Raw genomic sequence first — 13,071 nt, forward strand, 5'->3', positions numbered from 1 at the left:
GTGGAGCGGACGAGCCTTAAGCGAGTTGGGTAAGTCGAGTAAGTCTGGTAAGTCGGTAACGAAAGAAGGGAGACAGTTCACATGGCAGTTGTTACATTAAACGTAGTTCGCGGCGATGCCGAAAGCGGCGCTTCCCTGGAGAAATTTGAGGTTCCGTTCCGAGACGGCATGAGCTTGCTGGACGCGATTTTTTGGATTCGGGAGCATAAGGACCCGTCCTTCTCGGTGCGTTATTCCTGCCGGTCCGCGAACGCCTGCAAAGAATGCTCGGCGTTTGTTGACGGTAAACCCGGATACTTGTGCAGCATTCGCGCCGTCCCGGACAGCGAAGTCAAGATCGAGCCGCTGACCGGCCGTCCGTGGATCAAGGATTTGGCGACGGCGCTGGAGTAGAGACAACTATATTCACATGAAGGAGGGGCAATTATGGCCTGGCTACAGCCCCGCAGTTTAGACGAAGCGCTTGAGCAGCTTCGGGAGCGCAGTCCCCGCATCGTGTGCGGGGGAACCGATTTGTTCGTGAACGCGCAGCGCAAATCGTACGAGTCGGAGCATACCGACTGGCTCGACATCCGGCGCGTGCCGGAGCTGCATTTGACCCGCCGGACCGAGGCGGGTCTTGAGATCGGCGCCGCGGTGACGTCGGCCGAAATTTGGGGCAGCGACGTGTTCAGCGTCGTGCCCGCACTGCAACAGGCCGCCCGCATCGTCGGCGGCTGGCAGATCCAAAACCGCGCATCGCTGGGCGGCAACGTGGCGAACGCCTCCCCGGCAGCCGATATGGTCGTTCCGCTCGTGGCTTACCGAGCGGAAGTCCGGCTGGCCGGGGCGGACGGCATCCGCAGCGTGCCGATCGCGGACTTCATTTCCGGGCCGAAGACGACCCAGCTTCGCGAACGCGAGCTTATCGCGTCGTTGTTCATCCCGGCCCGAATGCTGGAGGTGCCGCAAGTGTTTCTGCGGCATGATCAGCGCGCGGCAACCGACATCTCGATCGTCTCCGTCGCCTTGCTGCTGCAAGGCAAAGGGAGCGAGATCGAGTGGGGGACCGCCGCGGTGGGCGCAGCGGCGCCCAAGCCCTTCGTGCTGGGCGCGGAGGACGAGCAGCGGTGGAGCGGCGAACTCACCTCCGCCAAGTTGGATGAGCTCAGCGATTTGTACACCCGGCGCAGCTCACCGATCACCGACGTGCGCGCCAGTGCGGATTACCGCCGCGCATTAGTTGGAACCTATATTAAACGGGCCGCGAACGCTCTGCTCGCAAACGGCCTGTAACGAGGGGGAGGGTATCAATGATGACGGGAACTAAATTGACGGTGGCGATGTCGGAAAGCGACCGCACCTTAAGACTACTAAACGGTGTTAAACCACTGACTGGTTTTGAACTGGACGTTCAGCAGGAGTCGATCGAAGAGATTTTTGTAAAGCAAATTTCACAGGCCTCCTATGATGTATCCGAGCTTTCACTCGCCTCTTACCTGATCGCCAAAGGCGGCGGAGATACGCGGTTAACGGCGATTCCAGCATTTCTTTCACGGTCGTTCCGGCACAACGCGATTTATGTGCGCTCGGACAGTCCATACACGCATCCCTCCGAACTGAAGGGAAAACGGTTTGGCTTTCCGGAGTTTCAAATGACGGCTGCCGTATGGGTACGGGGCATGTTCCGGCACGAATGGGGCATTGCCAATGAGGAGATGGAGTGGTTTACGTTCCGTCCGGAGCGCGTACCTGTGGACATTCCGGCGACCTTGACGGAAGGCGATATTTTTGAGGCATTGGCCGAAGGCAAGGTGGATGCGATCATGACGGCTCGTCGGCCTCCGGCCAAGCTGTTCCCCGCTTCGGGCGAAGGCGGCGTATTACGCCGGTTGTTCCCCGATGTCTGGAACGTGGAGCGGGAGTATTACGGGCGCACGGGGATTTTTCCGATTATGCACTTGGTTTCTCTGAAGGCGGAAACGGTCGAGCAATTCCCCGAGCTGCCAAAGCAGCTGTACGAGCTTATGCGGGAAATCAAGGACGAAGGCATCGCCGGGTTGCTGGAGACGATTCGCAACGCAACCTCCAACCCGTTCGTTTGGGAATCCGTCGAGCAATCGGCCAAGCTGATGAACGGCGATATGTGGCCGTACGGCGTTAGCGCCAACTGGGCGCAAATCGAGACGTTTATTACTTATCTGCAGGAAGACGGCCTGCTTGATCGCAGCTTCACGCCGAAGCCGCAAGAGGTCTTCCATTCCTCCGTACAAAACACATAAGCATAAGCAAGGAAAGAAGGTGCTGCCAGATGAACGGCGGACTTAACCATAACCCTAGCATGACGTTAACAATCAATGGCGAGGAAGTGACCTGGAACGGCGAAGCTACAGCTAGCCTGGCGGATGTCATCCGCGAAGGGCAAGGCCTGACGGGGACGAAAATCGGTTGCCGGACCGGCGAATGCGGAGCCTGTACGGTGCTGCTTGACGGTCAACCGGTCGTCTCCTGCTTGGTTCCGGCCGCTTCGGCGCAAGGACAAACGATCGAAACGATCGAGGGCTTGGCTCGGCATGCCGAATTTCGGGAGTTGGAACAGGCGATGCAGGAGTACGGCGGCGTGCAATGCGGCTTTTGTACCCCGGGGGTCATGATGACGACTTGGGCCTGGCTGCAAAATCCCGCTTTATTCGGCGGCGACATTGGAGCGGCGCTGAAGAACAATCTGTGCCGGTGTACCGGTTACCGCGGCATCATTGAAGCGGCGGAGCACGTTCTGGCCTCGAAAGGAGCCGTGCGATGACGATGAACCGCATGCAGCAGCCAAGCAAATCGACGGACGCCAAGGTCATGAATCCAGCCGACCCGAATCAGTCGAGCAAGCAGGTCAATCCGGCGTTAAAGCAGAAGCCGCTGGATCTGAAGTCGAAGCTGGAAGGGCAAACCCGTTACCTTCACGACATGAATTTTCCCGGCCAGTTGATCGGGGCGATTTATCGCAGCCCTTACGCGCATGCGCGGATCAAACGGATAAACGTGGAGAAAGCGCGCCATGTGGAAGGCGTACATGCCGTCATTACCGCGGACGATGTGCCGAACCACAAGTATGGACCAACCAAATTCAAGGACTGGAACATCCTTGCCAAGGATCGCGTGCTCTTCATCGGCGATGAAATTGCCGCGGTTGCTGCGGAAACGAAAGAAGCCGCCGAGCAGGCGCTGGCGCTGATTGAGGTCGAGTTAGAGCCGCTGGAGGGGGTCTTTGATCCAGAGGCCGCGATGGTTTCAGGAGCTCCGCAGATCCACGAGGAGGTGGAGCTCAACCGGCCGATGAAAGTGGATGTTGCGCGCGGCGACCTGGAGGAAGGCAAGAAGAAAGCGGCGATCGTCAAAGGCGGACGTTACGTGTCCAACCGGATCTATCAAGGGCATTTGGAGCCGGTCGGAGCGATCGCGTTTTGGTCGGAGGAGGAGGGCATCACCATTTGGGCGCCTTCTCATATTCCGTACCGGGCACGGGAAGCCTATGCCGCCGGGTTTGGTTTGCCGGAGGATAAGGTGCGGATTATCGTACCGCCGATTGGGGGGTCTTTTGGCGCGAAATACGTCCTGAAGGTTCATGTGATTGCCGCGGCGCTGGCGATGGTGACGGGACGGCATGTGAAGATCATTTTGGACCGCTATGAAGATATGATTACCGCCCATCCCCGCGTACCGCTGACCTTCGATATTGAAATCGGCGCGGATGCGGAAGGGAACTTCGTATACAAAGACTTGACGGTGTACGCGGATGCGGGGGCTCGGGTTTATTGGAGTCCAAACGTAATCGCAACGGCCTGCACTCGGGCTGACAACATCTATCATTTCCACAACGTGAAGTCGACGGGTTATCTGGTATACACGAACAATAGTCCAACTACGTGCATGCGCGGATTCGGTAATGCGGAGATGTTATTCGCAGTGGAGAGCGTCATTGATGAAATCGCGCTGGAGATGGGGATGGACCCAGCCGAGCTGCGTCTTAAGAACATCGTCCACTCCGGGGATACGACGCTGCACGGTTATCGTCTGGACACCTGCAATTTGGATGAGTGCATCGAAAAGGTCAAGGAATTGTCCGGCTGGAATCGGCGGAAGGAGTTGCCACCTTACCGGGGGCTCGGCCTTGCGGTGGCCAATCACGTCTCGGGCTTTCGCGCCATCGATCCGCGCTTTGACGGCTCGACGGCGGTGATTCGCGTCAAACCGGGCGGATTTGTGGAGGTGGAAACCGGCGAAATTGAGCTTGGCCAAGGGATGACATTGACCTACGCTCGAATCGCCAGCCGTGTGCTGGGGATCCCCGAAGACGAGATCCTGGTGAAATCCGGCGATACGGGACGGTATCCGTTTGGCATCGGGACGCTAGCGTCTCGAAGTACGGTGATGGGCGGGAATGCGGTGCAAAAAGCGGCGGAATCCTTGCTGCGTGAAATTCAGCAGTTGGCGGTTCAGGCGCTTGGCGAAGGAGCGGTGTTTGAGGAAGGTGTCGTGAAGCACGATGGGAAGACATTTGCGCTTGGCGATGTCGTCGATTGGTTCCGTGCCCGCCATGCCGGCGAGGAGCTGACCGTCAAGGAGACTTACGTACCGGATACGGAGCTGCCGGATGCCACTTATTTTGGGCACCCCTCGCCCAACTATCCGTTTGCCGCTCATGTGGCCGAGGTTGAGGTGGATCCAGACACCGGTCGAACGAAAGTGGTCGGTTACTGGGCCGTGCATGACTCAGGGACCATCCTACACGAGACGATGGCCAAAAGCCAAGTGCTAGGCGCCGTGGCTCAAGGCATCGGTTGGGTCACGATGGAGGATCTGATCGTACAGGAAGGTAAAGTGATGAATCCATCGATGATGGATTATCGGATGCCGGGAGCTAAGGATATGCCCGATGTGCAGGTACATTTCGTACAGGAAGCGGATCCCCATGGCCCGTTCGGCGCCAAATCGCTGGGCGAGGTGGCACTGGACCCGGTTCCGGGCGCGATCGCCAACGCGATCGCCCATGCGACGGGGCGGCGCGGCCAGGTGCTGCCGCTGTCGGCGGAGCGGGTGTGGATGTCGCTGCAATCGCAAGGTTAGAGTTTGCTGGAGGAAATGTTGTAATAAGTACAACATTTTTAGGCGAGAAACCCGTGCAGAGGGAATAATGCTGCAGAAACTGCAACAAATTTGAGCTTGTTTCTCGAAAATCACGGAATTTGTTGCACTTTAGTCAGCATTTGCGCCCGGGGGTTACTTCACCCATCGAAAATGTTGACCTTTATGCAACTTTATAGCCTCTATGAAGAAGGCCGGTTCTGAAGGGGAACAACGGACAAGAACGAAGACAGGAGATGACGAGAACATGGAGGAGCTAAGCCGTGAGCTGAAAGCGTGCCTATCGGAGAGCCGGGCTTGCGTCGTCGCCACTATCGTCGATGTGGACGGTTCGGCTTATCGCCGAGAAGGAGCGCGCTGCCTCATCCATGTCGATGGTGAGGTAACGGGCATCTTAAGCGGCGGGTGCATCGAAGAAGACCTGCGCGAGCATGCGCAAGAGGTACTTCGGACGCTCGAGCCGCGCAAGCTGTTCTACGACTTCCGCATCGGGGAAGACGAGGTATGGGGAATCGGCCTCGGGTGCAACGGGGCGATCACGGTGTGGCTCGAGCCGTTTGATCCGGTCCGTTCGCCGCACGCGGCGGACCGGATCCTCGGCGATTTGCGGCGGCGCGTGGAGACGCGCGAGCCGTACGTGGTGGCGACGGTGATCGGTTCCTCCGATCCCGCCGCCGTGCCGCCGGGCGCGCGCCGGACGCTCGCCGCCGCGGCGGAGGAAGCCGGCCTGCTGGGCGCGGGCCGGCGGGCCGGGCTGGTGCGACTCCCCGAGGGCAGCACGCAGCTGGAGCTGCTGCTGGAGCGGGTCGCACCGCGCCCGGAGCTGGTCATCGTCGGCGTCGGCGACGATGCGCGCTTGCTCTGCAGCCTGGCTCGCCGGCTGCAGTGGCGCGTGACCGTCGCGTACCATGCGACGGACAAGGCAACGCGGGAGCGGTTCCCCGCAGCGGACGAGCTGCGGGTAATCCCACGTTATGCGTTCGAACAAGTCGACGTGAAAGGGAAATACGTCGTCGTCATGTCCCATAATCTTGATCTGGACCGGGAGGCGGTCCACCGGATGTTAACGCCGGAGGTCGCCTATCTCGGACTAGTCGGTTCTCGTTACCGGTTGGAGAAGATCCTGGAGCCGAATTCGAACGGAGGCGGGTCGGACGGCAGCATAGACCCCCAGTTGCTGGCGAAGTTGTATTCCCCAGTGGGCCTGGACATCGGCGCGGAAACGCCCGAGGAGATCGCGATGAGCATCCTGGCGGAAATGACCGCCGTCAAAAACGGCCGCAGCGGGGGATTTCTACGCGATCGTAAAGCAGCAGGAAGCGGAGCTCGCACCCCAACCGCCACCCCTTCACAGTCTTCGTTCCTTGACGAGCCGATCTTCCCGGAGTCTTGTCGTGTGTGAACGCGCAGCAGATAAAAGGGACATTTGGGCGCTGATTCTGGCCGGCGGCGCTTCTCGGCGGATGGGACAACCTAAGCTGTTGCTGCCAGCACCGCACGGAAATCTGCTTAAGCAAACGGTGCATCAGGCGCTGGGGGCCGGGAATGTTCGGGTGGCCGTCATAGCCCCCAAGGACGGACCGCTTCGACGCGAGCACGTCGATGGTTTGCCCGTTGAATGGTTGACAACGACGCGTGCCGACCGGGGGCTAGGTGCCTCACTAGCGGCGGGAATCCGGCAGCTGGAAGAGTGCCATTCGCCGTCGGCGGTCTTGATCCTGCTGGGAGATCAGCCGGGAATTTCGCCGGAGGCCATACGACAGGTGGCTGAAGCGTTCATCCATACCGGCGCCGGGATCGTTCAATCGCGTTATGACGATCGTCCGGCCCATCCCGTATTGTTTGCCGCCCAGTTGTTCCCCAAATTGATGGCTTTGGACGGTGACGCCGGTGCCAAGGAGCTGCTGCACCTCTATCAAGATCACCTTTACAGTGTGAGAATTCCAGGTAAAGCGCCTCGCGATATCGATACCCCCGAAGAGTACGAGCGGTACCGGTTAACCGTATTTTCCAAAGTTGACTTTGAGGAAGAGACACGGTATCCTTAGGCCATCCAAGCGTGAGGGGGACGGGACATGCCGCTAAAATACCGTATCGATTCGGAACGAGTCCAGATCCGTGAGACGGCAAACGATGTGGACGTGGAGTTCGAATTGACATTTCTTCAAGAGGAACCGCTATTATCTAACATGCGGGAAGTGCAGAAAAGGTTCGAAGATAACGATGTCTATACCGATGTCTTGTTTTACTTGAACCAGGATCAGGAGCGTCAATATAAGATCATCGTACGCAAAGATTATTACGAGGATTTCCTGCTTGCGTTATTGAAATATCGAATCCTGGAAGGGCTTGAGTGGACGGAATAAAAAATAATCCGTACGGGTGTCATCTTACACCTGTACGGATTTTTTATGGATTACGTGGATCGGACCTGCTCGCGTCGCACCGCCCGTCGTGCGGACCAAAACCGCCAGCCCGTCAGGAGCGCGGCTACTAGACAGATGGAAGCGGAAGTCATAAATACGACATGCATTCCGGTTAGAAATAAATCGGGGCGATCCGGCACCAATCCGGTCACCCGGCGGCCTGCCCGGCTGCTCATGACGCTGAACAGCGTAGTGGTTGCGACCGTAATGCCAACGACCATCCCGATGTTGCGGACGAGCGAGTTGATGCTGCCGGCGATGCCCAGCTGGGTTTTCGGAATCTTCGACATCACGAGCGAGTTGTTCGGCGATTGAAACAAGCCACTGCCGAGACCCAGCATGGCGATCCATACGCCGACTAGCGCGATGGGACTGCTGTCATGCAGCCGGGCTAACCCGATCTGCGCGATGACCATCACGATCAGCCCAGCGAACGTCAGCAACTCGGAGCCGATCTTGTCGGATAACGCGCCGCTGAGCGGTGCCACGATGACCATAACGATCGGGAATAACATCATCAAGAATCCGGCATGGGAAGGCGAGAGGTTTAAAATGCTTTGCGTATAAAACGGCGCAATGATGTTAAAGCAGAAATTGGCTACAAATACTAAGAATCCGGTCAGGATACTTAAGCTGAACAACGGATTGCGGAATAAGGTAAGCTGGAGCATCGGGGCTTCACTGCGTTTCTCGACCCAGAGAAACACGATGAACACGATGGCGGCCAGAGCGAGCGCGCCGATGATCCGAATATCCTGGTATCCGATCTGCTGACCCAGCAGCAGGCCGGAGAACAGAGCGAGGATAAAGACCGGAAACAGCAGGCTGCCGGCTTTATCGATATTCACCTTCAATTTGGTACGATCCGCAGGGAGCATTCTCCAGCCGATGCCAATAGCAATGAGACCGACAGGAAGGTTCACCCAAAAGATATATTCCCAGCCTAAACTCGATACAATGACGCCTCCCAGGCTCGGACCGGCGATACTGCCAAGGGAGACGAAGGTGCCGATAAGCCCAAGCGCTTTCCCCCGCTCATTGGCCGGGAAGATATCGGTCACAATCCCTTGGCTGTTGGCCATGGTCATCGATGCTCCAAGCGCCTGCAGAAGACGAGATCCGACGAGAAGCGGCAAGCTGAAGCTAAAGCCGCATAGCAGGGAACCTACGGTAAAGATCACCATTCCCCATTTGAACACCTTGATTTTCCCAACGATATCTCCCAGCTTCCCAAAGAAGAGAATGGCAGCGCAAATCATCATTAAATACGCCGTAACGACCCATTCCGCCTGGGCCACGCTCAGCTTCATCTCCTTGGAGATCACGGGCAAGGCAATGTTAACGATACTGCCGTCGAGAGTCGACATAAAGGTAAATAAATTCAGCACGATCAGGATCAGCCAACGTTTCCGCTGGATGTCCGGGTCTTCCTGATATGAAGTCATCCGAAGGTCAGAACTCTTGGAAGACATGGCACTACACCTCACTTTATCTAGATCCGAATCACTTTGTTGCGACCGCAACTAATTTGAGCATCATCAGTTTACTCCAATTTAGTTGCGAGCGCAACTGATATCGGGTAAAATTTGCGTAAACCAGATCATCGCAAAGAGGTGCAGGGGAATGAACAACCCTTCCGTTGGCAAATTGATCGCGTATCTTCAGCGGATCAATCAAAAAGAGCTGGCCACGTTATTGAAGCCGTACGAAATCGGCGGCGGTGGGAATCACAGCTACTTGTTGGCCATATTAACGACTCCCGGTTTAAACCAAGACCAACTAACGAGTCAGATGAAATTTGACAAGGCGACCACGACCCGCTGCGTCAAGCAATTGGAGGAGGCCGGGTTCATTGAACGCCGGGTAGACGAGCATGATCGCAGGTCGATCCTGTTATATCCTACGGAAAAGGGCCGGGATTTCGAGCCCACGCTTCGGCAAATCTTGGCGGATTTTAACCGTCGGTTGACGGCTGAGTTAAGCGAAGCGGAGAAACATCAGCTTGAGGCATTGCTTACGAAAATTTACGCAAGCAAGCAAAAAGGACATTAGGGACAATAGGCCCTTTAAGAGAATCTATTGTCCACGAAACGATTGATGATGAAATGAAGTGATATCCCGAAAGAGCGATTTACCGTCGTCTCTCAAAGTGAAATGGTCACTTAAAGGGAGATATAAAGCCCGGTAAGGTTCGGGAACCCAGATATATTGATGGACATAGGATGTGGCGATAAATCCGCAATGAATCCAAAATCGCAGTCGCTCCCGGTTCATCTCCGTGTCCTCCGCTTCGGTCTCGATCACGATGGCCTCGGCTTGGTGTTCCCGCTCTGCATAGTCGCGGATCTGTGAGAAAAAGAGGCGACCGAGTCCTTGCCCCCTTTGATCTTGACGGACCGCCATGTAATCAAGGATCATGCGTTTGCGGCCTTTCCCGCCGCAGAAGCCGGTGACAGCCATCGCAACCGCTTCGCCTTCTTGAAGTCCCGCATGCAAGCTCGCGATCCCCCGATCCAGCATGCTCCGCAGCACTTTCTCCGGCTTGGCCCCGTGCGGAAATGCCTCTCGATAAATCGGTCTAAGCTTGTCCCACCAAACCTCATCCCATTCTGTTAAGGTGTTGAATGTCCATGGCATGCCGTGTCCTCCATATGTGATTCCGTCGATTTATTTCTATTTTAACCGCTTTTTCATCTTTCAGGACATATGTCCTTTTCAAACGGCAGAAGATATCCTTTAATAAGGTATTGACATAAAGGATCGGAAGATCCATTAAGAGGAGAGAGAGAATGAGGGGATTGCTATTTGCGTTTTTGGCCGGGGCGTTCATCACCCTACAGGGGGTGGCCAATACCCGAATCAGTGCGGACATCGGCACTTGGCCGGCGGCGGCGCTGACCCAGTTTACCGGCTTTGTGGCGGCGCTGCTGATTTGGCTGTTCGTCCGCGATGGAGGGTTTACAGATTTGCGGCGAGTTCGTCCGCTGTATGTCAGCGGCGGTGCCTTGGCGGCGATCATTATTTTTACTAACGTTACGGCGATTCAGCAAGTTGGGGTGACCTTGACCATTTCCGCGGTATTGATCGCTCAGCTGTGCATGACCTTCTTCATCGATAGCATGGGATGGTTTGGCGTGCCAAAGCAAAAAATGCGTCTGCCGCAATTTATTGGTATCGGCATGATGATTGCAGGCGTCGTCATTCTTAAGTTTTAGTAGATTCGGGCCTCGGGGAGAGAACGGTCATGAAAGAAATTGCGGATCCGGCTTTATTGGCCGATTATATGGACATGTACAAACTCCGTAGTGTGTTTCCCGAAGCGCTGCTGCCTTACTTGACGCTTTATGGATATGATCAAGGTGAACTGATCTGCACGCAGGGGGAACCCTCTCATTCGTTGTACGTACTGGTCCGAGGGAAAATCAAAATTTTCAATACGTCTCCGGAAGGCCGCACATTGGTCATCTCCTTCAAAAATCCGCTAGAAGTTGTAGGGGATGTCGAATTCATCCGGAATGGAGACATCATTAATACGGTTGAAGCGGTGTCCCCGGTCCATATGATCGGGGTGGAATATCGCTGGTTGCATAAATACAGTGCGGATCATTCGCCGCTGCTGCATTTTTTGCTGGATATCATCACGAAGAAATTCTATATGAAATCCAGTTCGATGAGCTTTAATTTGCTGTATCCGGTTGAGATTCGCCTGGCGAGCTATCTCTTGTCTGTTTCTTATGACGAAGCGGATGCTCTGTTCCTGGGGAAGCTTGGGACGTCCGATCTGGCCGATGCGGCCAACTTGATTGGCACCAGCTATCGGCATTTAAACCGGGTGCTCCAGAAATTTGCGGAGCTAGGCTTGATTGAGCGAAGCCGGCAGGGGATTACGGTGACGGACCGAGAAGGCCTTCGTAATCTGGTCAGCCGGAATATTTACGAATAGGGGGCAATCTAGGTGCTGTTGGGAATATTGTTTGCGTTAACCGCAGGCGCACTGGTTGGGATGCAAAACGTGTTTAATACCAAAGTCAATGAACAGACGGGAAATTGGACGACGACGACCCTGGTGCTAGGTTTGGGGTTCGCCGCTTCCTTTGGGATCGGCTTGATTGTCGAAGGCAAGGGAATGTTTACGTCGTTACCCGGCATGCAAACCTGGTTTTGGTTCAGCGGCTTGATTGGTGTTGGCGTCGTCACCAGCATGGTACAAGGGGTGAAAATGCTGGGACCAACCTACGCTGTAGCCATTGTGATGACTTCGGAGCTGGGATTCGCTTTGTTATTTGATTCTCTAGGCTGGCTAGGTTTGCAAAAGATGCCGTTTACGCTTCATCAACTGATCGGCGTGCTGATTATTGTCGGCGGAATCTTCGTGTTTAAATTAGGAGGGGGCCGCGAGAGCGAGAACAGTCCTGTTCGAAATAGCGAAGCTTTGAATGAGGGATAAAGAGAGGGGAGGCGTTAGGTATGGACGGGAAAAATATCGATAAAATCGCCTGGATCTCCTTACGGGAGGGACGGATGTTAAACGTACGCTCCAAGGGGAAGGAGCTGTTTTATGTTCCGGGCGGCAAGCGAGATCCCGGCGAGACTGACCGTGAAACGCTGCAGCGGGAAATTCAGGAAGAGTTGTCCGTTGCCGTCACGCCGGAGACGATTGCGTTTTTTGCGACGTTCGAAGCCCAAGCCGACGGCAAACCGGAGGGTGTGCTTGTTCGAATGACCTGTTATTATGCAGAGGCTGAGGGAGAACTCCAGCCGGCTTCCGAGATCGAGGAAATGGCGTGGCTCAGCTACGCGGAACGCGAGCGTACGTCGCTGATTAGCCGGATGATTTTCGACCGGTTGCATGAGATGAATTTGCTGTGACGGAAGGAAGGACACCCGATGATGATTAGATCTTTGCAAGCGGATGATAACGCTGCGATTGAAGCCGTGATTCGCGATTGCCTGATCGAGTTCGGCGGCAACCGGGAAGGCTTAGCCTGGCAGGATGACAGCCTTAGTGCTCTGTCGCGGTATTATGAGGTTGAGGGAAGAGCCTACTGGGTTGTGGAGCAGGACGGGCGGGTCGTTGGCGGGGCGGGAATTGCCCCGTTTGCCGATTCCTCCGAGGTGTGCGAATTGCAAAAAATGTACCTGCGAGGCGATATCCGCGGTACAGGCATCGCGGCTCGTCTTCTGGAGACATGCTTGGATTTCGCGAAACGTCACTACGAGAGATGTTATCTGGAAACGCTGCAGTCGATGCAGGCGGCGAACCGCTTTTACCTCAAACACGGCTTTCAACCGTTGAAAGCGCCGCTGGAGGGGTCGGAGCATTTCGCCTGCGATGCCTGGTATATAAGGGATTTACGACAATAAATGATCGAATGAACCCAAAAACGCCATCCGGCGTTTTTTTGTCGTTATAGGGCATTCTCCGGCAGGCTAAGGGAATTCCCTGATGGGAAGCGGGAGCGAAGAGTTTCATAATGGAATCAGAAGCTCGAATACCATTGATTCCCCGTCAAAGGCATTCATTTGA

16 protein-coding genes are annotated in these 13,071 nt (G+C 55.7%); 14 read left to right on the forward strand and 2 right to left on the reverse strand.

From position 1 onward, the window contains the following. The first annotated feature begins 81 nt into the window (after positions 1 to 81). From IM700_RS18905 to IM700_RS18940, 8 genes are all read left to right on the forward strand, one after another. Entirely contained in the window at positions 82 to 393 is a 312-nt protein-coding gene (locus IM700_RS18905) for a 2Fe-2S iron-sulfur cluster-binding protein (RefSeq protein ID WP_193418553.1), read from the forward strand. A gap of 33 nt (positions 394 to 426) precedes the next feature. Continuing rightward, positions 427 to 1,275 (forward strand): FAD binding domain-containing protein, encoded by an 849-nt coding sequence (locus tag IM700_RS18910; protein ID WP_193418551.1) that lies wholly within the window; start codon positions 427 to 429, stop codon positions 1,273 to 1,275. 20 nt (positions 1,276 to 1,295) lie between these two features. Next, positions 1,296 to 2,261 (forward strand): substrate-binding domain-containing protein, encoded by a 966-nt coding sequence (locus IM700_RS18915; RefSeq protein ID WP_193418579.1) that lies wholly within the window; start codon positions 1,296 to 1,298, stop codon positions 2,259 to 2,261. A gap of 29 nt (positions 2,262 to 2,290) precedes the next feature. After that, entirely contained in the window at positions 2,291 to 2,782 is a 492-nt protein-coding gene (locus IM700_RS18920) for a (2Fe-2S)-binding protein (protein WP_155606053.1), read from the forward strand. Further along, a complete protein-coding gene (locus IM700_RS18925; protein ID WP_193418550.1) occupies positions 2,779 to 5,100 on the forward strand; it encodes a xanthine dehydrogenase family protein molybdopterin-binding subunit in 2,322 nt (773 codons plus the stop codon). The genes IM700_RS18920 and IM700_RS18925 overlap by 4 nt, the downstream gene beginning before the upstream one ends. A gap of 202 nt (positions 5,101 to 5,302) precedes the next feature. Further along, positions 5,303 to 6,520: an XdhC family protein gene (locus tag IM700_RS18930; protein WP_193418549.1), complete on the forward strand. Its 1,218-nt coding sequence runs from the start codon at positions 5,303 to 5,305 to the stop codon at positions 6,518 to 6,520. After that, complete coding sequence (locus IM700_RS18935; RefSeq protein ID WP_193418548.1) at positions 6,513 to 7,166, forward strand: NTP transferase domain-containing protein; 654 nt, start codon at positions 6,513 to 6,515, stop codon at positions 7,164 to 7,166. The genes IM700_RS18930 and IM700_RS18935 overlap by 8 nt, the downstream gene beginning before the upstream one ends. A 27-nt stretch (positions 7,167 to 7,193) precedes the next feature. Continuing rightward, the gene (locus IM700_RS18940; protein ID WP_193418547.1) at positions 7,194 to 7,484 is read left to right on the forward strand and encodes a hypothetical protein; all 291 of its coding nucleotides are present in this window, start codon (positions 7,194 to 7,196) and stop codon (positions 7,482 to 7,484) included. 50 nt (positions 7,485 to 7,534) lie between these two features. On the opposite strand, the gene IM700_RS18945 is transcribed toward IM700_RS18940, so the two are convergent. Further along, positions 7,535 to 8,989, reverse strand: a complete 1,455-nt coding sequence (locus IM700_RS18945; RefSeq protein WP_418888795.1) for an MFS transporter — start codon at positions 8,987 to 8,989, stop codon at positions 7,535 to 7,537. Between the two features lie 178 nt (positions 8,990 to 9,167). On the opposite strand from IM700_RS18945, the gene IM700_RS18950 reads away from it, so the two are divergent. Next, positions 9,168 to 9,596 carry a MarR family winged helix-turn-helix transcriptional regulator gene (locus IM700_RS18950; RefSeq protein WP_155606047.1) on the forward strand — a complete coding sequence of 143 codons (429 nt, stop codon included), beginning with the start codon at positions 9,168 to 9,170 and terminating at the stop codon, positions 9,594 to 9,596. A 24-nt stretch (positions 9,597 to 9,620) separates the two neighbouring features. On the opposite strand, the gene IM700_RS18955 is transcribed toward IM700_RS18950, so the two are convergent. After that, the gene (locus IM700_RS18955; RefSeq protein WP_193418543.1) at positions 9,621 to 10,181 is read right to left on the reverse strand and encodes a GNAT family N-acetyltransferase; all 561 of its coding nucleotides are present in this window, start codon (positions 10,179 to 10,181) and stop codon (positions 9,621 to 9,623) included. Between the two features lie 152 nt (positions 10,182 to 10,333). Between IM700_RS18955 and IM700_RS18960 the strand changes: the two genes are divergently transcribed. The 5 genes from IM700_RS18960 to IM700_RS18980 are packed head-to-tail and all read left to right on the forward strand — an operon-like array spanning position 10,334 to position 12,908. Continuing rightward, positions 10,334 to 10,759 (forward strand): DMT family transporter, encoded by a 426-nt coding sequence (locus tag IM700_RS18960; RefSeq protein ID WP_155606045.1) that lies wholly within the window; start codon positions 10,334 to 10,336, stop codon positions 10,757 to 10,759. A 29-nt stretch (positions 10,760 to 10,788) separates the two neighbouring features. Further along, positions 10,789 to 11,487, forward strand: coding sequence for a Crp/Fnr family transcriptional regulator (locus IM700_RS18965; protein WP_155606044.1), 699 nt, complete (start codon positions 10,789 to 10,791; stop codon positions 11,485 to 11,487). Between the two features lie 12 nt (positions 11,488 to 11,499). Beyond that, on the forward strand, positions 11,500 to 11,991 hold the full coding sequence (locus IM700_RS18970; protein ID WP_193418541.1) for a DMT family transporter: 492 nt from the start codon (positions 11,500 to 11,502) through the stop codon (positions 11,989 to 11,991). A 20-nt stretch (positions 11,992 to 12,011) separates the two neighbouring features. Further along, positions 12,012 to 12,413, forward strand: coding sequence for an NUDIX hydrolase (locus IM700_RS18975; protein ID WP_193418539.1), 402 nt, complete (start codon positions 12,012 to 12,014; stop codon positions 12,411 to 12,413). An 18-nt stretch (positions 12,414 to 12,431) separates the two neighbouring features. After that, entirely contained in the window at positions 12,432 to 12,908 is a 477-nt protein-coding gene (locus IM700_RS18980; RefSeq protein WP_193418537.1) for a GNAT family N-acetyltransferase, read from the forward strand. Positions 12,909 to 13,071 lie beyond the last annotated feature (163 nt).

Origin of the sequence: Paenibacillus rhizolycopersici, assembly GCF_014947195.2 — a bacterium.
Lineage (GTDB): Bacteria > Bacillota > Bacilli > Paenibacillales > Paenibacillaceae > Fontibacillus > Fontibacillus rhizolycopersici.

Coding starts and splice junctions, on each gene's coding strand:
- IM700_RS18905 (WP_193418553.1), top strand. CDS start 82: ATGGCAGTTGTTACATTAAACGTAGTTCGCGGCGATGCCGAAAGCGGC.
- IM700_RS18910 (WP_193418551.1), top strand. CDS start 427: ATGGCCTGGCTACAGCCCCGCAGTTTAGACGAAGCGCTTGAGCAGCTT.
- IM700_RS18915 (WP_193418579.1), top strand. CDS start 1,296: ATGACGGGAACTAAATTGACGGTGGCGATGTCGGAAAGCGACCGCACC.
- IM700_RS18920 (WP_155606053.1), top strand. CDS start 2,291: ATGAACGGCGGACTTAACCATAACCCTAGCATGACGTTAACAATCAAT.
- IM700_RS18925 (WP_193418550.1), top strand. CDS start 2,779: ATGACGATGAACCGCATGCAGCAGCCAAGCAAATCGACGGACGCCAAG.
- IM700_RS18930 (WP_193418549.1), top strand. CDS start 5,303: ATGAAGAAGGCCGGTTCTGAAGGGGAACAACGGACAAGAACGAAGACA.
- IM700_RS18940 (WP_193418547.1), top strand. CDS start 7,194: ATGCCGCTAAAATACCGTATCGATTCGGAACGAGTCCAGATCCGTGAG.
- IM700_RS18945 (WP_418888795.1), bottom strand. CDS start 8,989: ATGACTTCATATCAGGAAGACCCGGACATCCAGCGGAAACGTTGGCTG.
- IM700_RS18950 (WP_155606047.1), top strand. CDS start 9,168: ATGAACAACCCTTCCGTTGGCAAATTGATCGCGTATCTTCAGCGGATC.
- IM700_RS18955 (WP_193418543.1), bottom strand. CDS start 10,181: ATGCCATGGACATTCAACACCTTAACAGAATGGGATGAGGTTTGGTGG.
- IM700_RS18960 (WP_155606045.1), top strand. CDS start 10,334: ATGAGGGGATTGCTATTTGCGTTTTTGGCCGGGGCGTTCATCACCCTA.
- IM700_RS18965 (WP_155606044.1), top strand. CDS start 10,789: ATGAAAGAAATTGCGGATCCGGCTTTATTGGCCGATTATATGGACATG.
- IM700_RS18975 (WP_193418539.1), top strand. CDS start 12,012: ATGGACGGGAAAAATATCGATAAAATCGCCTGGATCTCCTTACGGGAG.
- IM700_RS18980 (WP_193418537.1), top strand. CDS start 12,432: ATGATGATTAGATCTTTGCAAGCGGATGATAACGCTGCGATTGAAGCC.